Raw genomic sequence first — 19,148 nt, forward strand, 5'->3', positions numbered from 1 at the left:
CAGTCTGGGAGTGGAGAGAATGCAATTCGAACCGATCGCGATCGTGGCTGCCGACTGCAGACTTCCCGGAGCCGCCCGTCTGGAGGACTTCTACGCGAACAACCGCCGCGCAGTCTGCTCGATCAGGAAGGCCGACGGGGCCTTCTGGGACGGGTGCGAGATCTACGACAAGAATGCCGGCGGCCACACGAACACCTCGTACACCGACCTCGGAGGGTTCCTCGACCCCTGGCAGCTGGATCCGGGCACCTTCCGCATCGCCCCCCGGGTGATCGAGCGGATGGACCCCGTCCACGCGCTCGGCATGGAACTGGCGCACCGGGTCATCGGCCGGGCCGAGCGGAGCGGCCCGCTGCCCAAGGACGAGACGGCCGTGATCGTCGCCAATGTGGCCGGCGGTTCCACGAGCCGGGTCAACGCCAACATGAAAGTGCAGGCCGAGCGGTGGGCGGCCGCCGTGCGCCGCCGGGAGCCCGCCCTCGCGAACGTCCTCGACGAGGTCCAGGAGCGGGAACGGGAGCGGTACGCCGACAAGCGCGAGGACCTCGCCCTCAACGGGGAGTCCGGGACGATCGGCGGGCGCATCGCCAACTACTTCGATCTCCGCGGTGCCCACTACGGCATCGACGCGGCGTGCGGCAGCTCGCTGGCGGCAGTGCACTCGGCCTGCATGGGACTGCACCAAGGGGAGTTCGATGCCGCGCTGGTGACGGCGCTCGGCATCCTGACCCCGGACATCTTCGTCGTGAACAGCGCCGCCCGGACCCTGTCCGCGGAAGGAGCCTTCCCCTTCGGCGCCGCCGCCGGCGGCCTGGTGCCGGGCGAAGGCGGCGTGGGAATGCTGCTGATGCGGCTGTCGGACGCCCGGCGTGAGGGCCGGCCCGTGCTGGGTGTGATCCGCGGCATCGGGCACAGCGCCAACGGACGCACCACCTCGACCTGGGCCCCCAGTGCCGAGGCGGAGGAGCGCGCCATCCGCGGCGCGTTCGACGGTATGCCCTTCGGTATGCAGGACGTCGACTACGTGGAAGCCCACGGCACCTCCACCCAGGCCGGTGACGGAGCCGAACTCGCGGCGATGACCCGCACGTACGGCTCCGTACCGCGCCCGCGTCCGCTGCCCTTCGGCTCCGCCAAGAGCCTGGTCGGCCACACCGTCGAGAGCGCCGGCCTGGTCGGGATGCTGCGCGGCCTGTTCGTGTTCGGCTCCGGCCACCTGCCTCCGACGGTGAACGTGGACGAGCTGAGGCCGGAAGCCGCCGAGGCAGCCGATCGGCTCCGGCTCCAGCGCTCGGCGGAGCCGCTCGCCCGGGTGCCGGGCCGGCCGTGGCGGATCGGCGTGAGCGCCTTCGGATACGGGGGCATCAACTACCACCTCCTCCTCGAACAGCCCGAGGGGCAAAGCGCCGGAACGACCCGGCCCAAGCCCGCGCGCCGTCCCCAGCGGGTGCCCATCGCCATCACGGCGGTCGAGGCGGTCCAACCCGACGCCGCGGACGCGGACGCCTTCTGGCGCAACCTCCGGGCAGGGCGGCCCAGCAGCAGGGACCTGCGGGTACGGGTGCCCGGTCTCGAACGGGACCTGGACGATGCCGGTCTGGAACGCCAGGCGGAGTACCTGCAGAACGCGGCGCTCACCGACGTCCCGCGCACCGTGGACAACGCCCGCTTCCGCATCCTGCCCAAGCAGGTGCCGGACCTGACCGACGAGTACCTCGTCCTGCTGTCGTGCGCCGCCAACCTCGCCACCGCCGTGGAGCAGGCGACGGCATCGGTCGACCCCACCCGTGCGGGCTGCATCATCGGTCAACTACCCGACTCGGACCGCGAGTTCGAACTCATGCAGTCCCTGCGTTTCATGCCGTGGCTGCGCCGGCTGCGCGGCCTCGCCCGCGCACGCGGCATCGAGGCCCCTTGGCAGGTGCTGCGCGACGAGCTGTGGAACGACCCCGCCCTCGACCTGCACGCCGTGAACCAGGACACCTCGGTGGCGGGCTTCGGTTCGACCCTCGCCTCCTCGCTGGCCAGCTCCTTCGACCTCAGGGGAAAGAGCTACGCGGTACGCGCGGCCTGTGCCACCGGGCTCGCCGCACTGTCGCTGGCCCTGCAGGAGCTGCGCCAGCACACGCTGGACTTCGTCCTGTGCGGAGCCGTCGGCATGGGTGTGGGCCTGGTGAACCACTCGGCACTCGCCTCGATCCGGGCCCTGAGCGGGACCGGAGCGGGCCGTCCGTACGACGACCAGGGCGACGGGTTCATCATGGGCGGCGGCGCCGGTCTGCTGTGCCTGAAGCGGCTGGCGGATGCGGAACGCGACGGGGACCCGATCCTCGCCGTCGTACGTGAGGTGCGCGGCGGCAGTGACGGCAAGGGGCGCAGCCTGCTCGCTCCCAACGCCGCCGGACGCCTGCTCGCGATGGAGCGCACCTATCGCGGGGCGAACCTGGACCCGGCGGGCATCAGTTACGTGGAGGGACACGGCGCGGCGACGGCGCTCGGGGACCTGTCCGAGGTGGAAGCCCTGTCAGGGGCCCTCGCGAACAAGGAGACCGTCTTCCTCGGAAGCGTGAAGGGCAACGTCGGCCACCAGAAGGCCGCCGCGGGCATGACCTCCGTGATCAAGACCGTCCTCTGCCTCCAGCGGGGAGAGCTCGTCCCCACCCCCGGCTTCGGGACTCCGCACCGTGCGCTGGAGCTGGAAAGCCGCCGCTTCCGGGTGCTGACCGAGTCCAAGCCCTGGCCGGCCCCGCGCGACGGGGCCCCGCGCCGCGCCGCCGTGAACGCCTTCGGCCTCGGGGGCATCAATTACCACGCCGTGCTGGAGGAGTACGTACCTCCCCGGCCCGGGCCACGGTCGGTCGGCCGGGCCGCAGTGGCGCAGGCGGAACCGGCGCACACCGCGGTCTGGACGGCCCCCGGCTCCGCCGAGATGCTCAGCGCGCTGACCACGTTCGCCGAGCACGGTGAGGCCCCGCCGGCCCCGGCCGCGGAGCACGCACACCGGCTCGCGATCCACACGGGCACCGGCCCGGAAGCGGACCAGGTGCTGCGCGAGCGGGTCCGACGGTACCTGGCCACCGGACCCGGAACGCTGACCCCCGCGCAATGGGACGCCATGGGGGTGTTCACCGGCCGCACGGACGTGACCCCCGGCCGGGTCTGCCGGCTCTATCCCGGCCAGGGCAGCCAGTACGCGGGAATGCTGCGGGACGCCGCCCGGGCCGTGGACGGCGCGGAGACCAGGCTGCGCGCAGCGGCCGAGGCCCTCACCGCAGAGCTGCCGGGACTACTGGACGGGTTCTGGCACGCGGAACCCGGGGCGAGCGACGCGTGGCTGTCGCGGACCGAGAACTGCCAGGTCGCCACCCTGCTGGTCAGTACCGTGCTCGGGGACTGGCTCACCGCCCTCGGCGTGCCGTCCGACTTCCACCTGGGCCACAGCTTCGGCGAGGTCTCCGCACTGACGGCCGCCGGAGCCCTCTCCTTCGAGGACGCGCTGCGCACCGCCCACCGGCGGGGCGTCATCGCCGGCCGGGCCCGGGGCGGCCCCTCCCAGAGCATGGCCGTGCTCTTCACCTCCGCCGCACAGGGGGCACGGCTGATCGGGGAGGACGAGTCCGACGTCGTGATCGCCAACTGGAACAGCCGGCGGCAGATCGTGCTGGCCGGACGGGCCGCCGCGATCACCCGCGTCCTCGGACGCGCTGCCGCGGAGGGGATCGAGGGCCGTACGCTGCCCATCGAGCGTGCCTTCCACTCGCCGCTGCTGAGGCAAGCCGTCCCGGAATACCGAGAGTTCCTGGACGCCGTCCCCCTCGCCGCACCGTCGGCGCCGGTCTACGAGACGCGAACCTCGCGCCCCTACCCGCAGGACGCCGAGCCCGACCGGATCCGGCAGAGCCTGGCCGACCAGTACGTGCTCCCCGTCTACTACGAGACCATGATCCGCGACGCCTACGACCGCGGGGCGCGCGTCTTCGTCGAGACCGGTCCCAAGCGGGCCCTGTCCTCGCTCGTCACGGAGAACCTCGGCGCGCCGGCCGAGGGCGTACGGGTCGTGCACCTGCTCCACCCCAAGGGCGGAGAGCTGACGCAACTGGAGCGTGCAGCAGCACAGTTGTGGGCCATCGGCCTGACCGACACCGACCCGGTCCGCGCCGTGACCACCAGGGAGGTCGCACCATGATCGGAATGATCCCCATCGCCACGCCGGCCGAGCCGCGTCCGATCCGCCGTGACCTGTCCGGCAGGCGGGTGCTCGTGCTCTCGGACGGCGACGGCCTCGCCGCCGAGACGCTGGACCGGCTTGCCGCGGCGGGGGCCGAGGCCGAGGCGGTGACCGTGCGCGAGACGGTACGCGCGAACGCCTCGGGCTACTGCGGCCGGCTCCTCGGCGCCGAGGAACTGGCCGGACGCCTCGCCTCCGGACCGCTGCCGGACTGGGTGTTCTTCCTGCCCGGGTACACCGGGAGGGCACGCCCGGAGCAGAAGTTCCGCCCGGAAGAGGGCCTCTACGCGCACGGGATGTCACGGACCCTGTTCCACACCCTGTCCGAGCTCGGGCGGCGCTGGGTGCAGCGTGGCTCCGGCGGGTTCGCCGTGGTCACCCGGGCGGACGGAAGGTTCGGACTCTCCGGCGCCCGTTCCGGGGACGCGCTTGCCGGCCTACTGCACGGGGCGGTGCGCGCCCTGCACGTGGAGATCCCGGTGATCCGTACGGTCGTGCTCGACGTCGGCGCCTCGGTCTCCGCCGGGACCGCCGTGGACCGGCTGCTGCAGCTCGCCTCGGACACCGCGCACGGCCATGTGGAACTGGGGCTCGCCGGGTCCCGTTCGTACACCACCACGCTCGTCCCCGCCTACGAGCAGCCCGCGGACGTGCCGGGGGCGGACGGGCGCCTGCCGTTGGAGCGCGGTGACACGGTGTTGGCCACCGGAGGCGGGCGCGGGGTGACGGCCAGGGTGGTGCGGATGATGGCCGAAGAGGTGCCGTGCCGCTACGTGCTGCTCGGAACCACCGACCTGGTGGATGTGAAGGCGGCCCTCGGGGTCGGCGACCGGGACGAGCTCCTGCACATGTCCCCGGAGGAACTCGCAGGGCACAAGCGGCGGCAGTTCGCGGCGATGCGCCGCGACGACCCGGCGCTGCTGCCGCCCGCCTTCGAACGCCACTGGGCGCGGATCGCCAACTCCCTGGAGGTCTTGCAGACCGTGACCCATCTGCGGGACCTGGGTGCCCGCGCCGAATACCGGTGCCTGGACGTCACGGACGGCCGCGCCACGCGCCGTTTCGCCGAGGAGGTGGTCAGGGCCGGCGGCCCGGTCCAGGCCCTGCTGCACGGCGCCGGCGTGGAGACGAGCAAGCCGCTGTGCGGGAAGACCCGGGAGTCCTGGGAACGGATCATCGCCGTCAAGACCGGCGGCCTGTACAACCTGAGCCCGGTGCTGGGGGACGAGACCCGCTTGATCATGCTGTTCGGCTCGGCCGCAGGGACGTACGGCAACCCGGGACAGATCGACTACGCCGGAGCCAGTGAGTTCCTGGGGACCGCGGCCCACCGGCTGGCGGCCGATTTCCCCGCCGCCCGGGTGCGGTCGGTGGCCTGGCCCGCCTGGGCGGAGGTGGGGATGGCGGTGCGCCCGTCCTCCCGGGCCGCGCTGGAGCGCAGGGACATCCCGTTCATGAAGGTGTCCGAGGGCCTGGCCTGGGCAGGGGCGCTGCTGCGCAGTCCGGGCAGGGTGCCGACCTGCCTCACCCTGGGCTACCGCGACATGCCCGAGGAGACCGCGGTCACCCGCACCACGGCCCCCTGGAGCTCCGCCAGGGCGGTCAAGGGGCGGCTGGTGGACCTGTGCCACGAGACCGGCCCCGGCCGCTGGGAGGCCCGGTGGACCTATCAGCCGGAACTGGACGGCGCCCTGGGTGACCACCGTGTCGACGGGAACGTGCGCGTCCCTCTGGCCTTCTTCGCCGAACTGGTGTGCCAGTCCGCGGCCGCGTGCCTGGACGACACCGGCGGCTTCACCCTGCGCGGGCTGCGGGTGCACCAGCCGCTCACCTTGGCGCCCGACCGGCCCAGGGAACTGCGGACCACACTGGTCCGGCAGCAGGACGGCAGCCTGCACGTGAGCGTCGAGAGCTCGCCGGTGCGGCCCGACCACGGCTGGATCCCGGTGACACTGGAGCACGCGAGCGCCGACGTGCATCCACTGACCGGACAGCGGCCCGCACCCCGCATCGAGACCGACCTCCCGCAGTCCGAGCCGGTGCCGGTGGCAGGCCTGACGGAGCAGTTCGCCACCCAGGGCATCCACTACGGGCCGGCCTTCCGCGAGATCGTCTCCTGCTGCCGGGGGAAGGACAGCGCACTGCACCTGGCGCGGCTACAGGCCGGTGCGGACTGGACCGCTGACGTCCGCGGACCGTCCTTCCTCGGTGTCGGCCTCCTCGACCTCGCCCTCCAGACGCTGGTCTTCCACCCGGGATCCCGCGCGGGCGGCCTGCCCACGGCCGTCGGGGAACTGGCGGTCCATGCCCCGCTCGGCGACGGTCCGTCCGAAGGCTGGGCCCTCGTGGATGCCGGGGACGAACAGCTGAACGTGACACTGGCCGATCCTGCCGGCCGGGTCATGGCAGAGATCCGAAACCTCGAACTCACCGGGCGCGAGTCATAGGTCACCAAGGAAGGCAACGTGAAGAATTTCCTCGTGGTCGGCATCGGTCCCCACGCGCGCCGCAACCATCTCCCGACGCTGGCGGCCGGCCGGGCGGCGGGTCTCGTCGGGACCGTGATCGGGGTCGACCTCACCCATGCCGCCGAAGACATAGCGGCCTTCAACGCCGCCGCGGTCGGGACCCGGATACCGGTCACCTTCATCACCCCCTTCGACCCGGCCTGCCGCACCCTGCCCGCCGCGGTGCGCGACACCCTCGACACGCTGGTGCACGAGCACGCCATCGACGCGGTCGTCGTCTCGACCGAACCGGCCTTCCACATGGTCTACACCCACTGGGCGCTCGACCGCGGGCTGAGCGTGCTGCTCGACAAGCCGCTCAGTGTGCACGTCAACTGCTCCGTCGATCCCGACCGGGCAGCCTCGATCCTCACCGATTTCGACGAGGTGCTCGACCGCTACGAGGCCGTGCGCCGGGTCCACCCCGAGGTCCTGGTCGCCGTGCAGTGCCAACGCCGCCACCACCCGGCCTTCCTGAGGATGAGGGAGTTGATCGCCGAGATGGCTGAGGAGACCAACTGCCCGGTGACCTCGGTGCAGTCCTTCCACAGCGACGGCCAATGGCGGATGCCGAACGAGCTCATAGACATCTCCTACCACTCCTTCGACCAGGGCTACGGCAAGTGCGCCCACTCGGGCTACCACTTCTTCGACATCGTTCCCTGGCTGCTGCGGGCGGGCGAGACGCCCGGCAAGGAACTCGACAGCGTGGAGGTGCACGCCAACTTCAGCCGGCCCGGTGACTTCCTGGCGCAGCTCGACCTGGACGACTACGCGCGGCTCTTCCCCGAGTTCGAGGAGGCCAATCCGTACACGCAGAAACAACTGATCGCGGCGACCGAGTCGTTCGGCGAGGTCGACGCGTTCGTCTCCATGGTTTACAAGAGCCGCGGCCGGACCATGACGCTCGGCAGCATCAACCTGGTGCACAACGGCTTCTCGCAGCGCGGGCGCTTCGCCCCGGCCCACGCCAACCTCTACAAGGGCAACGGCCGCGTCCGGCACGAGAGCCACATCCTGCAGCAGGGACCCTTCCAGGCCATCCACTTCCATTCGCTGCAGACCCTGGGCGGGGACGAGCAGGACGGGGACGCCTACGGCATCGGCAGCCAGGGACACATCGAGGTGCACGTCTTCCGCAACAGCGGTTTCAAATCGCGCTGGAAGAAGTACGAGACGCTCGACTACGACGCGCTCACGACCGTGTCCGCATCCGGCCTTGAGGAACCGACACAGTCCTCCTCCCGGCGCCGTGCCGTGGAGGAGTTCCTGGAGTACGTCAACGGCCGGCGCAGTCGCGCCGAGATGTCCTCGGAACTCGTGGACCACCGGCGCGGTTCGACGCTGATGGCGGGGGCCTACCTGTCCGCCGCCCGGCAGTGGGTCGGCGGCCCTTCCATCGCCCGACTGGACTTTCGCGAGCAGGGCGACGGGGCCATGCGGCCCGGCCCCCGCCGGGGTGGCGGGGGCGCGCCCCACCTGATGGACGTACCGCTGTGACCGGCCTCCTCGGACGGGAACCCGCGACGGTCCTGCCGGCCCCCGCCGACCTGCTGGGCGACGCGCTGCCCGACGTCCTCGCCGACTGCCGGGCCCACGTGGGCCCCGTCACCGCGATCGGCCGGCTGAAGGGCGGCAACGTCAGCCACGTGTTCCGGGTGGAGGGGCCGCGCGGCAGTGTCGTCCTGAAGGTGCGCACGGCCGTGTTCGCCCGCATTCCGTCGCTGCGTACGGATCCCGCGTACATCGCGGACGAACGGCGGGCCCTCGACGTGTACGGGGCGCTGGTGCCCTCGACGTTTCCGCGCGTCCTGGCGTTCCACCCGCAGGCTCATGCCATGGTCATGACCGACGTGTTCGAGGACCGGCGGACCTACGAGGACCACCTGCGGGAACGCCCCGCAACGGCGGACGAGCTCGTGCGCCTGGGCGCGGCCGTGCGGCGGATCCACGGGGCGACGAAGGACGTCCGCGTCACCATCCGGTCCCAGGGCGACGTGTGGTTCCGCGAGCACACCTTCGACTACTGCCTGCGCGGCAGCGGCCACCCCGCGCTGGAGCGGGCCTGCGAGGAACTGCGCACCCAGGATCCGCAGCAGCTCGTCCTCGGAGACCTGGCCCCGAAGAACCTCAGCCTGGCCGGCGGGCGGGTCGCCCTGTGCGACCTCGACAACGTGCACCGGAGCCGGCCGCTCTTCGACGTCGGCTACCTACTGGCCCACCTGCTGATCCACCATGTGGCCTGGCCGGGTCACCTGCCCACCGTGGCTCCCGCGCTGCTCGACGCCTACGGCGCGGGCCGCCCGCCCGAGGCGCGCGAAGCGGCCCTGCTCGCGGCGGTGGCCGCCGGGGTGCTTCTGTACCGGCTGGACAACGCGAGGGTTCCCTACGACCTGGGGCTGCGCGCGCAGCAGCGCGAACGGCTCAGGGAGGCGGTGATCCGCCTGCTGGACCGGGGTCCCTTCCCGCCGCAGGAGCTGGCCGTCACACTGGCGGGCGCCCGATGACGCTCTCCGTCCCCCCTCCGCCGCACGCCGAGGACCGGCTGGCCCTCGCGGCCCTCAGGGCCCGCGGCTATCACGTGCACGACATCCAGGAGATCGCCCGCGATCAGCGCCCGTTCGCGGTGCGGGTCGCGGCCCGGGAGCGTGTCCTGGCTCCCGGTGTCCGCCTCCAGGAGGAGAGCGTGGAGTTGGGCGGCGGCGATTTCGCCAACGTCCACACCCTGCGGGTCGCCCGGTCGGCGGCTCGGGTGGAAGTGGAGTCGGACCCGGTCGGGTTCGCCCTGCGCGACCGGTGCGGCGCCGACGCCGTCGCAGCCGTCAGCGGATCGTTCTCCTTCATCTCCGACGAACCCGACCACCAGCCGGCCGAGCCCTGCCTGGACTTCTGCTCCCGTCAGGGGGAGACGGTCAGCCTGCCGACCGTGACCAAACCGGCCTTCCTGGTGCACCGCGGCCGGCCGTCGCTCCGCACCCTGCCGGCAGTCGGGACCCTGGTCCTGGGCAGGGCCGTCCGTGAATGGATCGGCTCCAAGGAAACCGCTGCCCCGGCCAGTCTCCGGCGGGGCGCGCTCGCCGTCTTCGGCGCCGCCAACTGCACGATCCGCTACGCGGACGACGCGCTGACGGGGTTCACCCGGTTCGTGGAGCGCACGGAGAACGTGACCCCCCGGGACGCGGGCGTGGTGGACGCAGTGGTCCAGCGCGTGGCACGGGACGCGCACGTGATCCGCAGCGTCCACCCGGGCGGCGGGGCGAGCCTGTTCAGCGGCAGCTACGTGCTGCGGGCCGCCGCCGCTCACGCGCGGCCCCTGGCCGTCGGCACCGAGGTACGGGTGACCGGCATCGCGGGCCTGGCCACCGAACATCTCGGCAGCGGGATCTCCATCGGCCCGAGCGCCGCCGACGCGGCCTTCGGCGACGTGGCGGCGTACGACGCGAGCCTGGGGACCTCCCCCTTCCGGCCCGTCCGCTACGCGCGGACCCTGCTGTGGCCGGAAGGTCGGACGCTCTGCTTCCGGGTCGTCGACGGCGCACCCCTGACGGACTCCTTCCGCGGGATGACCCCCGTCGAGGTGGTCCGCGACCTGGAGAGGTCGGGCGTCGATCCGCGCACCGCCCACCACCTCGACGGGGGACAGTCCTCGAAGATCGCCTTCCGGCGCGAGGGGGAGCACGAGGTGGTCGGCAACCTCCACTACCTCCAGTGGCCCGGGGCGGGGGAGAGGAGGTTCCGCTGGCGCGGCATCGAGGGCCGCCGCCTCCACAGCGCCTTCGTGGTGCGCACCCACGCCGCGCCGCCGCCCGGCGGCCGACACGAAAGGAGGACGTGCGATGGCTGACGCCGTCGACACGGGCCGCATCGACCCGGTGGTGACCGCGGGTTCCCCCTCGTGCCCGGCGGGGTTCCGGGAGGTGATGCGGACCCTGGCGGGTACCGTCGGGGTCGTCGCAGCCCTCGATGACCGGGGCCGGCCGGTCGGCATGACCGTCTCCTCGTTGACGTCCGTGTCCCTGGAACCCCCGCTGGCCCTGTTCTGCCCGGCGCTCACGAGCCGCACGTGGCCGCAGCTCCGAGCGGCCGGCGGCTTGTGCGTCAGCATCCTCAACGAGCGCCAGCAGGACCTCTCCCGCCAGTTCGCCGGCGCGGAGAACCGGTTCGCCCGCGTGTCGTGGACGCCGTCCCCGGGCGGCATGCCGGTGCTGGGGGGATCCGTCGCGTGGCTGGAGTGCTCCGTCGTCGACGAGCACCGCGCCGGAGACCACCACATCGTCGTCGTCCGGCTGCACCACACGGGTTCCTCGGGCGGTGGCCCGCTGCTGCGGCACCGGGGGCGCTATGCCCGGCTCGCGGCACCGGGCGGGGAGGTGTGAGGGGTGCTGGAGCGCATCCTGTTCCTGCCCCTCGTGGTCGCGGAGGCGTTCCACGACCCCCCGGACGCCGTCCTGCTCCGCCAGGAGGGGGCCGTGCTCGGCCGCGCGACCGACAAGCGCCGCCGGGAGTTCACCACGGTGCGCTGGTGTGCGCGAAAGGCTCTGGACCGGCTCGGTGAGGGGCCGCATCCCCTGGTACCTGATGAAGCGGGCGCTCCCCGCCGGCCCGGCGGGGTCGTCGGCAGCATGACCCACTGCGACGGCTACCGGGCAGCCGCCGTCGCCCGCACCCGTGCCTGCCGCCATCGGCATCGACGCCGAGCCGGATCTGCCGGTGGCCGGGGCCGTCCCCGACACGTTCGCCGGCCGGTGGACCGCCGACCGGGGGCTGCTCCTCACAGTGATCGCCGTTCCGGCCGCCGAGCAGCACTCCGGGCCCGGCAGCACACGTACCGCCTGAGAAAGGGAGACCGCCGTGCGCGTGGCAGTGCACCAGCCCGGATACCACCGACATCTCTACTACTTCTACAAGATGGCGATCTCCGACGTGTTCGTGTCGCTGGACCACGTGCAGTTCGCGCGATCGGACTGGCAGAACCGGCAGGTGTTCGTCCACGAAGGAGTCCGCCGGTGGCTCACCCTTCCGGTACGGGGCGGCCGGGAGGCGATCCGGAGGAAAGTCCTGGCGGATCCCCCGGCGCTTGCCTCCCATTGGGACCGCATCACCTCGATCTACCGCGGCACACCGTACTTCAGCGCGTACGAGGGGGCGCTCGGGGAGGTCTACGCGGCCTCCTGGACGTATCTCAACGACCTGTGCGACGCATTGACGGACGTAGCGCGCAAGGGGTTCGGCATCACCACCCCCTACCTGCGCGCATCGCACCTCATGGGCGAGCCCGAGGCGGCCAAGGGCGCCCTGCTCGCCGACGTCGTACACCGCGCCGCCGAGACCGTGATCCCGTCCGGCCGCGAGCCCTCCCTCACCTACCTCGCCTGCTCACACCCCATGGGTGAGGACCATTACCTGCGCCGGCCGTCCGGGAAGGACCCTGCCCTTGCGGAACACGAGGTCATGGAGGCCCGGGGGGTGCGCGTACGGACCTTCGGCTACCGCCACCCCCGCTACGCACAGGCCCAACACACCCCGGGCTTCCCCTTCCAGGAGGAGCTCACGGCCTACGACCTGCTGTTCAACCACGGCCCCGAGGCGCGGGACATCCTGCTCGGCGCAGGCACCGGTACCGGCGCACGCGAGCGGCCGAATTTGTACCGGATAGGGGGGAAATGAAGAACGTCCTGATAGTCGTCGCCCACCCGGACGACGCCGAGATCTCGATGGGCATGCGCATCCACTGGTACGCGCAGTGCGGCGTCCGCGTGCACGTGCACTGCCTGAGCACCGGCAAACCCGAGGAGAAGGGTTCGCAGACGCGGCGGAACGAATGCCTGAGCGCGGGCGCCGTACTGCTGGTGGAGCAATACACCTTCTCCGACGTCCCCGACACCCGCTTCGTGGAACACAGGGGGCGGATCAATTCCGAGCTCTTCCGGGTCATCGGCGCATCGCGTCCGGACATCGTCTACACGCACTATCCGGACGACCAGCACCTCGATCATTCGATCACGGGGCAGGAGGTGACTGCCGTGGCGATGCGGGAAGCCATGGGACTGCGCTACTTCCGCTCCCCGTACAGCACCGGATTCGAGCCGAACATGTTCTTCGTCGGTACGGAGAAGCTGATGGACGCGAAGGTCAAGGCCCTGGAGTCCTTCGCTTCGCAGCGGCAGCTGGACATGGACGTCTTCCGGCAGTTGGGGGCGGTGGCGTACCGCCAGCACGTCCACCACCGGGTCGTCGAGCGCTTCGGTGACGACTCCGCCTATTGCGAGATGTTCAGGGTGCAGCGCTCGATCGAGTTCGGAAGCGGGACGTAGCCCGACGCACGGCCGTCCCGGCCCCGCCCGCAGCAGCGGAGCGCATCCGTATCGGACTGGCCGGATGCATCCTCGAACACATTCTCACCGTGGGTGCTGAATCGATTACTTTGTGTATGGTCATCTCTGGTGTGCTCGCGCCCATCCGGAGCGGGCGAACGCGGAGGAGCAGTCATGCGTACATGGAGGACGGCGGCCGGCGCCGCGTCGATGGCGGTCCTGGCGCTCATCGGCGCCACCTCCCCCGTCGCGGCGACAGGGGCGGGGACGGACCACTCCGCTCCGGCCACCGTGTCCACAGGGAGCCTTCACGAGGGCGGCGTGGAAGCCGGGAGGTCCGGCTCGGACGCCGATGCTTCCGCGGTGATCCGGTGCGAGGGCCAGGTACAGCGACCGCACAACTCCACTCACGTGCCAGGCACCGTCAACGTGGTCGTGACGGTCTCGTGCACCGCACCGGTGCCGGAGATCACCACCCGGGCGGCCCTCTACAAGAACGGACAGCTCGTCAACCAGTCCGCGCTGAGGACGCAGAGGAACACCCGTAGCGGCCAGAACAACGCGGCGGTGCGCTGCTCTCCCGGCAACTACCGCGGCTGGATGTACTTCAAGGTCGTCTTCCCGCCCGGCTACCGGCCCCCCACCGGCTCCGGCAACGGCCTCGGCGAGGAAGTGGCCCTCAGCTGCTGATCCGCGGCCGCCGGCAGGACAACCCCGTGGTGCACGGGCGCGCCGCCGGGGAAGGAGTTCCGGCGTGCGCCCCATCCCCGCCCGGATCCTGCGCCGCCGAGTGACGCAGCTCGACGCCGCTGCGCACGTCACCGCCGACACGGACCAGGCCCTGCGCCATTTCACCTCCGTCATGACGGGGTGGACCGAGCCCGAAACGACGGCTCTGGCGGGCGGTCCGGCGGTCCTCGCCGCCTCCGAGGTGGAGGAAGCGGACGAGATCGCCGACAGCTGCCTGCTGCTGGGCCGGCTCGCCCGGGACCGAGAGAGCCTCGTCCGAGGGCCCCTTGACCGGGCCCGCCAGCACTGGATCGGCACCAGCCCCCACGAACTGGCGCCCCACCGGCAACCAGCCCTGGCGCGGGAGCGTTTCACCGCACCGGGCCGGGACCCGGCTCCGCCCAGTGCGAAGCCGTTCCACCTCGGGCTCTACACGTCCACGGCACAGCCTGACGGGCCGGGCATGTGGCGGATGTACCTCGACCTGGGATCGAGTCTCCATCCCCGGCCCTGGCAGACGTGGCAGCTGCCGGTCACCGCCCCTGCCACCGACATCCTCGAAGTCGGCGGCGCAGGCGACTGGGTGGCCTTCGTCGGGCGCTATCCCCTCGTTCACGGCGACGACGTCTACCCCGACTGGGCGAAGGCCGCCCGGGACTTCGCCGCGGTGCACATGACGCTGCGCGCGATCGTCGCGGCCCAGGGGTTCCGGATCCCGGTGGCGGACGGCCTGGCCGTGGCGCCGTACTGGGACATCGAGTCAGTGCTGTGGCTGCGCTGGAGCTTCGTCACCCCCCGCCTGGTGGAGGTCACACCACCCCAGGACCGGCCCTGATGCCTGGCGGTGACCCGACATCCCGCACCACCGCGCCTGCGTCGAAGGGCAGCGCGGCCATTACCACCTGCCCGAAGTCGGCCGCCGCACGCAGACCGACGGGCTTCGCGCTGCCCCCGAGCCGTGTCGCGAGCCGCTCCGCCTTGTGCATGTCCCGTCCGCCGACCGCCACGTCGTGCCCGGCCCGGACCCAGTGGCCGGCGAGCGCCCAACCTGCCCGGACCGTTCGCCACGACGCTAGAAGGTGCGCGTTGTGCTGGTGGCCCACAGCCTGGGCTGCTGGACGGCGTCCGCCTGGTTGAACAAGGGTCCGTCGAGCCCGGTGGGCGGCGCCTTGCTGGTCGCGCCGCCCCACCCGCAAGGGGGCCGATCTGGTGGTCAACCTCGATCAGGGGGCGGCCGGGCTGGAGACCTCCGTGTCGACGGAGGCGTACGTCACGCCATGGTCGGCCAGTGCCTCCGCAACGATCCCGCCGGTCGTGGTGAGCGCCAGGAGGATGTGCTCGTCGCCTATCTCCCGGTCCTTGCGTGCCAGCGCCACCCGGAGGGACTTCTCCAGGACGGTCTTGGCTTCCCGCGAGAACGACGGGCGCCGCGACCGCCACCCCGCGTCCTTGCGATCGCCCGCCAGCGCGCCTGCGCCGTGGGTTTCCTCCACCCGCTCCACGATCGCCCCGACGTCGATGCCGAGGTCCGCCAGCGCCTCCGTGTCCGCACGGGACAAGCCTGCCCGGCGCCTGGCGTCGGCCAGGGCGGCTGCAAGGGACGGGCGGCGGTCCGGCGGGCACAGCTCCCGGAGCGCCGCTGCCGCCCGGGTGTCGTCTCGGTCGAGCAGGGCCAGCAGCAGGTGCTCTTCGGTGACGGCCACCGCTCCGGCCCGATCCGCGTGCTCGACCGCCCCCTTCACCACGGCACGTGCGGCTTTCGTGAACCGTTCGAACATCACTGCCTCCCGTACTTCTTGTGGACGGCCTGCCGGCTGACTCCCAGTTCGGTCGCGATCTCCTGCCACGACCATCCCTGATTGCGCGCACTGCGCACTTGGACGGCTTCCAGCTGTTCCAACAGTCGCCGTAGGGCGGAGACGGCCCGCAACCCGACCCGAGGGTCGCGGTCGCCCGCCCGCGCGGCGAGATCGGTCGCATCGGTCATGATGTCAACTTACGTTGACGACACTGCTGTGTCAACATTGGTTGACAAGCGACCCCCGGCCCGGTTCATGCCGCCGTTTCCCGCACGCGCCCCGGCCTCTGCGGCGGGGCCCGGTCATTCCGCGCAGGCACGCGGCGTTGCCTATGGCCGCTTCGGGCCGCCCTGGAGCACCGCCTCGATCTCCCCCGCTACATCGCCGCGGCCGAGCTGAGCGGTGTGGAAGTCCTGCGTGCGTGGCATGCGCAGGACGAGCTCGTAGCCCACGTCGACCCGTACCCGCCCGGAGCGGAGCACGAAGTCGTAGGCGTGTCCCCCGCGCGTGCGGCAGCCGGAGAGGAAGTGCAGGTGGTATCCGGCGGCGGCCACCCCGAGCATGTGGGTGGGGCTGCGGAAACCGACGATGGTCCCGTGCAGGTCGGTGTGGGTGGAGATGATCTGACCCGCCACCGCGTCGATCAGCCGGGGGTAGGGGCGGTGCTGCTCGGGGAGCATCCGGGTGACCATGTGGTCGAAGTGTCCGTCGACACGGACCGCGTAGAACATGTTGGGGCTGGGGAGCGCGGTGTCGACCACCGCCCGCAGCCCTGCGGCGTCGACGGGCTCGGTCACCCGCCAGTCGTACTCGCCGTGGAAGTAGGTGACCGCCGCGAGGGGAGTGCGCGCGGCGAGGTCGGCTTCCCCGGCGGTCCCGTCGGCGCGTAGTCGGTAGCACCGGCCGTCGAGGACGATCATCTCGCCGTCGAGCCGGTCGAAGGTCCCGATGCCGAAGTCGCCGTGGCGGCAGAGCTCGGCGATGCTCGTCGTGCCTTCGTAGACGCCTTCCAGCATGGCCGTCATGGTCGATGCCTGGAAGATCCTCCCCCGGGGCCGGGTAAGCGATTCCTGTGGCTCCGGCCTGTCGCACGGAGTCGACTCCGGTTCCCGCATGTGTCCCCCTGGGTTCCCGTCAACGCGACGGTCCGCCGGCGACTTCGCAGTGCGCATCCGCTTCCCCCGCCAGACCGGCACGCAGCACGTTATGGAACCAGCCATATCGTCACAACGGCGCGCACACGGTCGCACGTTGCGCTCGGCAGTGCACCGGACCAGCCCCCGCCGTGTGACACCCCTACGCGCCCCCACCACGAGGACGCGCGACCAGCGTCTTCAAGGCGCGCCATGGCATGAGCCTGGGGATGGAGGGCATGCGTTCCGGCACAGCCGTTGTGTGGCGTTCAAGGAGGTGGACATGGCCGGGACCCAGCTGACCGCACGGGAATCCGCGCTCTGGGACCAGCTGGTCGCGGAGCTGGACGATGGCTCCGCCGCGCCGGAGTCCACGCGAACGCGACGTCCGGAAACAGGCAGAGCACGTCGTCTGGGCGTGACGGCAGTGCTGTTGCCGGCGGCGGTGATGCTTCTCGTTTCGGCGAGTCTCGTGGAATCCGAACCCTTGGCGTGGGGCGGTGTGATGGCCTGGATCGGCGCGGTCCTCACGGTCTCCCACATCCAGGGCCACGGGCCCCGACTGCCCTGGCGCAGATGAACGGCCGACATCGGGGTGCCCATGGGTCATCCCTCCGTGGCGGCTCGGACGAAACGGCCGCTCGGCTCACCTCGGAGCCGTCCAGCCGGAAGCCTGCGCCCGAAGGCCAGCAGGAGGAGGTCCTGGGCGACGCCGTACACGGGCGAGCCGGAGCCGTATGACCAGTCAAGGTCCTCGGCACACAGCCGTACGCCGTCGAGGTCGGCGCCGAAGAACTTCAGGCTGCTGGGCCGGATCTCGTCGAGCAGGATCCGCAGCCGGTCCTCGGGGACGCGCCGGTCGAGGCCGAGAGCGACGGTGATGTCCAGCCCGTGCACCACATCGTGGCCGAGGGCCGCCGCGACCCCGCCGACCGGCGGGGTCCAGCGGTGGTCGGCGTTGTCCCGTACGAAGGCGGCGAGCTCGGCGGCTGAGTGGGCGGCCGCGTCCCTGCGTGCCACGCGGTCGGTCATACGGTGCAGGCTACCGCGTGCCCTTGCCAGCTCGCCGAGCGTCGCCGGCAGCGAGAGCCGGAACCCCATCGACATGTGGGCCGCGACCTCCCGCACCCGCCATCCCGCGCAGAGACTCGGCCCGTTCCACTGGTCGGGCCGCAAGCCGTCGAGTACATCGGCCAGTTCCCGTCGCTCCGTCGCGATCGCAGCCCTCACCTCGGCCTTCGTCGCCTTGCGCGCTGTCACGTTCTCCATGTGATCCAGCGTGCGGGCCGCCGGTCGATATCTCCAATAGATGTTTCTGCTCCGACCTAGAATCCTGGGTTATGGAGCTCAGACAGCTGCGCTACTTCGTCACCGTCGTCGACGAGGGCGGTTTCACCCGCGCCGCCGCACGGCTGCACCTGGCCCAGCCGGGTCTCAGCGCCCGGATACGTCAGCTGGAGAAGGAGCTGGGGCAGCCCGTGCTCGACCGATCCGCCCGGTCGGTGACCCTGACGGAGGTGGGCCGGGCAGTCCTGCCCTACGCCCGCGCCGCACTGGCCGCGGCGGATGCGGTGCAGCAGACGGTGGACTCGTACACGGGGCTGCTCCGCGGCCGGGTCACGCTCGGGCTGGTGTCCGGCGCCGCCGGCCACGCCTTCGACATCGCCGCGTTCCTCGCCGACTTCCACGACGCCCATCCCACTCTGGAGGTCGCACTCACCGAGGACACCTCGGAGCGTATGCAGGCCGCGCTCCTGGCCGGCGAGCTCGATATCGCCCTCCTCGGGCCGGCGGAGGAGGCGCCCCCGCCCGGAGTGGCCTTCCAGACGGTGATCGACGTTCCGCTGGCAGCCGCCGTCGCACCCGGAGATCCCCTCCTCGATCCCGCTGAACGCACGAGTGTGCCGCTGGCAGACTTGCGGGACCGGCCGCTGATCTGCCTGCCGCGCGGCACCGGAGTGCGCGCTGCACTCGAACGTGGCTGCGCGCAGGCCGGATTCCGTCCCCGCGTCACCTTCGAGGCGGCAGCCCCCCACGTGCTCGCGCAGCTCGCCGGCCACGGCCTGGGCGTTGCGGTGCTGCCGGCCGGCGAGGCCGGCTTGGCTCGCGACGGACGACAGCTCCGGACACTGCGCATCGTCCGGCCCGAGATGCGCGCCCGCATCGCGCTCGCCTGGCGGGCCACCGGACCCGCGAGCCCGGCGGCCCAGGCGCTCCTCGATCGTCTGCGCGAAGCCCTGCCGAAGCCGCCCGCGGGCTAGGGCCTGTGTGATGTCCTGATCATTCGTTGGTCTTGAGTAGGTCGTCGATCCAGATCATTGCGGCGCGGAGGTGGAGGCCGGTGAGGTAGCTTTCGGGCGATTTGTCGTAGCGGGTGGCGATGCCTCGCCAGGCCTTAAGCTTGTTGATCAGGCGCTCGACGGTGTTCCGCTGCTTGT

The 19,148-nt window shown here is 71.6% G+C and carries 17 protein-coding genes and 4 pseudogenes; 15 read left to right on the forward strand and 6 right to left on the reverse strand.

Features of this window, described 5'->3' with window-relative positions:
- The first annotated feature begins 19 nt into the window (after positions 1–19).
- From AB0B01_RS22570 to AB0B01_RS22625, 12 genes and pseudogenes are all read left to right on the forward strand, one after another.
- The gene (locus AB0B01_RS22570; RefSeq protein ID WP_361721874.1) at positions 20–4,186 is read left to right on the forward strand and encodes a beta-ketoacyl synthase N-terminal-like domain-containing protein; all 4,167 of its coding nucleotides are present in this window, start codon (positions 20–22) and stop codon (positions 4,184–4,186) included.
- Positions 4,183–6,675 (forward strand): SDR family NAD(P)-dependent oxidoreductase, encoded by a 2,493-nt coding sequence (locus tag AB0B01_RS22575; protein WP_361721877.1) that lies wholly within the window; start codon positions 4,183–4,185, stop codon positions 6,673–6,675. The genes AB0B01_RS22570 and AB0B01_RS22575 overlap by 4 nt, the downstream gene beginning before the upstream one ends.
- Before the next feature lie 18 nt (positions 6,676–6,693).
- Positions 6,694–8,235, forward strand: a complete 1,542-nt coding sequence (locus AB0B01_RS22580; RefSeq protein WP_361721880.1) for a Gfo/Idh/MocA family oxidoreductase — start codon at positions 6,694–6,696, stop codon at positions 8,233–8,235.
- Positions 8,232–9,242 (forward strand): hypothetical protein, encoded by a 1,011-nt coding sequence (locus AB0B01_RS22585; RefSeq protein WP_361721883.1) that lies wholly within the window; start codon positions 8,232–8,234, stop codon positions 9,240–9,242. The genes AB0B01_RS22580 and AB0B01_RS22585 overlap by 4 nt, the downstream gene beginning before the upstream one ends.
- A complete protein-coding gene (locus AB0B01_RS22590) occupies positions 9,239–10,579 on the forward strand; it encodes a hypothetical protein (protein WP_361721886.1) in 1,341 nt (446 codons plus the stop codon). Before AB0B01_RS22585 ends, AB0B01_RS22590 begins: the two co-directional genes overlap by 4 nt.
- Positions 10,572–11,111: a flavin reductase family protein gene (locus AB0B01_RS22595; protein WP_361721889.1), complete on the forward strand. Its 540-nt coding sequence runs from the start codon at positions 10,572–10,574 to the stop codon at positions 11,109–11,111. The genes AB0B01_RS22590 and AB0B01_RS22595 overlap by 8 nt, the downstream gene beginning before the upstream one ends.
- A gap of 138 nt (positions 11,112–11,249) precedes the next feature.
- Positions 11,250–11,336: pseudogene (locus AB0B01_RS22600) on the forward strand (4'-phosphopantetheinyl transferase); the annotation flags it as partial.
- A 67-nt stretch (positions 11,337–11,403) separates the two neighbouring features.
- Positions 11,404–11,571 (forward strand): hypothetical protein, encoded by a 168-nt coding sequence (locus tag AB0B01_RS22605; protein WP_361721892.1) that lies wholly within the window; start codon positions 11,404–11,406, stop codon positions 11,569–11,571.
- Between the two features lie 15 nt (positions 11,572–11,586).
- Positions 11,587–12,402 carry a WbqC family protein gene (locus tag AB0B01_RS22610; RefSeq protein WP_361721895.1) on the forward strand — a complete coding sequence of 272 codons (816 nt, stop codon included), beginning with the start codon at positions 11,587–11,589 and terminating at the stop codon, positions 12,400–12,402.
- Positions 12,399–13,049, forward strand: a complete 651-nt coding sequence (locus tag AB0B01_RS22615; protein ID WP_361721898.1) for a PIG-L family deacetylase — start codon at positions 12,399–12,401, stop codon at positions 13,047–13,049. Before AB0B01_RS22610 ends, AB0B01_RS22615 begins: the two co-directional genes overlap by 4 nt.
- 174 nt (positions 13,050–13,223) lie before the next feature.
- Entirely contained in the window at positions 13,224–13,739 is a 516-nt protein-coding gene (locus AB0B01_RS22620; protein ID WP_361721901.1) for a hypothetical protein, read from the forward strand.
- A gap of 64 nt (positions 13,740–13,803) precedes the next feature.
- Complete coding sequence (locus tag AB0B01_RS22625; protein WP_361721904.1) at positions 13,804–14,613, forward strand: hypothetical protein; 810 nt, start codon at positions 13,804–13,806, stop codon at positions 14,611–14,613.
- Positions 14,614–14,629: 16 nt separating this feature from the next.
- Here the strand turns inward: AB0B01_RS22625 and AB0B01_RS22630 are convergent.
- Positions 14,630–14,881, reverse strand: a pseudogene (locus AB0B01_RS22630) (NAD(P)-binding domain-containing protein); the annotation flags it as partial.
- Here AB0B01_RS22630 and AB0B01_RS22635 point away from each other — a divergent pair.
- Positions 14,873–14,920, forward strand: a pseudogene (locus AB0B01_RS22635) (hypothetical protein); the annotation flags it as partial. The pseudogenes AB0B01_RS22630 and AB0B01_RS22635 overlap by 9 nt on opposite strands.
- A gap of 81 nt (positions 14,921–15,001) precedes the next feature.
- Here the strand turns inward: AB0B01_RS22635 and AB0B01_RS22640 are convergent.
- The 3 genes from AB0B01_RS22640 to budA form a co-directional block, all read right to left on the reverse strand.
- Positions 15,002–15,556 (reverse strand): Clp protease N-terminal domain-containing protein, encoded by a 555-nt coding sequence (locus AB0B01_RS22640; RefSeq protein WP_361721907.1) that lies wholly within the window; start codon positions 15,554–15,556, stop codon positions 15,002–15,004.
- Positions 15,556–15,765, reverse strand: coding sequence for an HTH domain-containing protein (locus tag AB0B01_RS22645; protein WP_030315760.1), 210 nt, complete (start codon positions 15,763–15,765; stop codon positions 15,556–15,558). The genes AB0B01_RS22640 and AB0B01_RS22645 overlap by 1 nt, the downstream gene beginning before the upstream one ends.
- A 141-nt stretch (positions 15,766–15,906) precedes the next feature.
- Entirely contained in the window at positions 15,907–16,797 is an 891-nt protein-coding gene (gene budA, locus AB0B01_RS22650) for an acetolactate decarboxylase (RefSeq protein ID WP_361721910.1), read from the reverse strand.
- A gap of 175 nt (positions 16,798–16,972) precedes the next feature.
- On the opposite strand from budA, the gene AB0B01_RS22655 reads away from it, so the two are divergent.
- Positions 16,973–17,290 (forward strand): hypothetical protein, encoded by a 318-nt coding sequence (locus AB0B01_RS22655; protein WP_361721913.1) that lies wholly within the window; start codon positions 16,973–16,975, stop codon positions 17,288–17,290.
- A 26-nt stretch (positions 17,291–17,316) separates the two neighbouring features.
- On the opposite strand, the gene AB0B01_RS22660 is transcribed toward AB0B01_RS22655, so the two are convergent.
- Positions 17,317–17,979, reverse strand: a complete 663-nt coding sequence (locus AB0B01_RS22660; protein WP_361721916.1) for a maleylpyruvate isomerase family mycothiol-dependent enzyme — start codon at positions 17,977–17,979, stop codon at positions 17,317–17,319.
- A 71-nt stretch (positions 17,980–18,050) separates the two neighbouring features.
- On the opposite strand from AB0B01_RS22660, the gene AB0B01_RS22665 reads away from it, so the two are divergent.
- On the forward strand, positions 18,051–18,971 hold the full coding sequence (locus AB0B01_RS22665; RefSeq protein WP_361721919.1) for a LysR family transcriptional regulator: 921 nt from the start codon (positions 18,051–18,053) through the stop codon (positions 18,969–18,971).
- 19 nt (positions 18,972–18,990) lie between these two features.
- Here the strand turns inward: AB0B01_RS22665 and AB0B01_RS22670 are convergent.
- Positions 18,991–19,148 (reverse strand): annotated as a pseudogene (locus AB0B01_RS22670) (IS5/IS1182 family transposase); the annotation flags it as partial.

Origin of the sequence: Streptomyces sp. NPDC044571, from assembly GCF_040647115.1 — a bacterium.
GTDB lineage: Bacteria > Actinomycetota > Actinomycetes > Streptomycetales > Streptomycetaceae > Streptomyces.

What these genes read in the sequence shown, in the direction of transcription:
- AB0B01_RS22570 (WP_361721874.1), top strand. Translation starts at nt 20, where the DNA reads ATGCAATTCGAACCGATCGCGATCGTGGCTGCCGACTGCAGACTTCCC.
- AB0B01_RS22645 (WP_030315760.1), bottom strand. Translation starts at nt 15,765, where the DNA reads ATGACCGATGCGACCGATCTCGCCGCGCGGGCGGGCGACCGCGACCCT.
- AB0B01_RS22620 (WP_361721901.1), top strand. Translation starts at nt 13,224, where the DNA reads ATGCGTACATGGAGGACGGCGGCCGGCGCCGCGTCGATGGCGGTCCTG.
- AB0B01_RS22595 (WP_361721889.1), top strand. Translation starts at nt 10,572, where the DNA reads ATGGCTGACGCCGTCGACACGGGCCGCATCGACCCGGTGGTGACCGCG.
- AB0B01_RS22590 (WP_361721886.1), top strand. Translation starts at nt 9,239, where the DNA reads ATGACGCTCTCCGTCCCCCCTCCGCCGCACGCCGAGGACCGGCTGGCC.
- AB0B01_RS22615 (WP_361721898.1), top strand. Translation starts at nt 12,399, where the DNA reads ATGAAGAACGTCCTGATAGTCGTCGCCCACCCGGACGACGCCGAGATC.
- AB0B01_RS22665 (WP_361721919.1), top strand. Translation starts at nt 18,051, where the DNA reads ATGGAGCTCAGACAGCTGCGCTACTTCGTCACCGTCGTCGACGAGGGC.
- AB0B01_RS22575 (WP_361721877.1), top strand. Translation starts at nt 4,183, where the DNA reads ATGATCGGAATGATCCCCATCGCCACGCCGGCCGAGCCGCGTCCGATC.
- budA (WP_361721910.1), bottom strand. Translation starts at nt 16,797, where the DNA reads ATGGCTGGTTCCATAACGTGCTGCGTGCCGGTCTGGCGGGGGAAGCGG.
- AB0B01_RS22640 (WP_361721907.1), bottom strand. Translation starts at nt 15,556, where the DNA reads ATGTTCGAACGGTTCACGAAAGCCGCACGTGCCGTGGTGAAGGGGGCG.
- AB0B01_RS22660 (WP_361721916.1), bottom strand. Translation starts at nt 17,979, where the DNA reads ATGGAGAACGTGACAGCGCGCAAGGCGACGAAGGCCGAGGTGAGGGCT.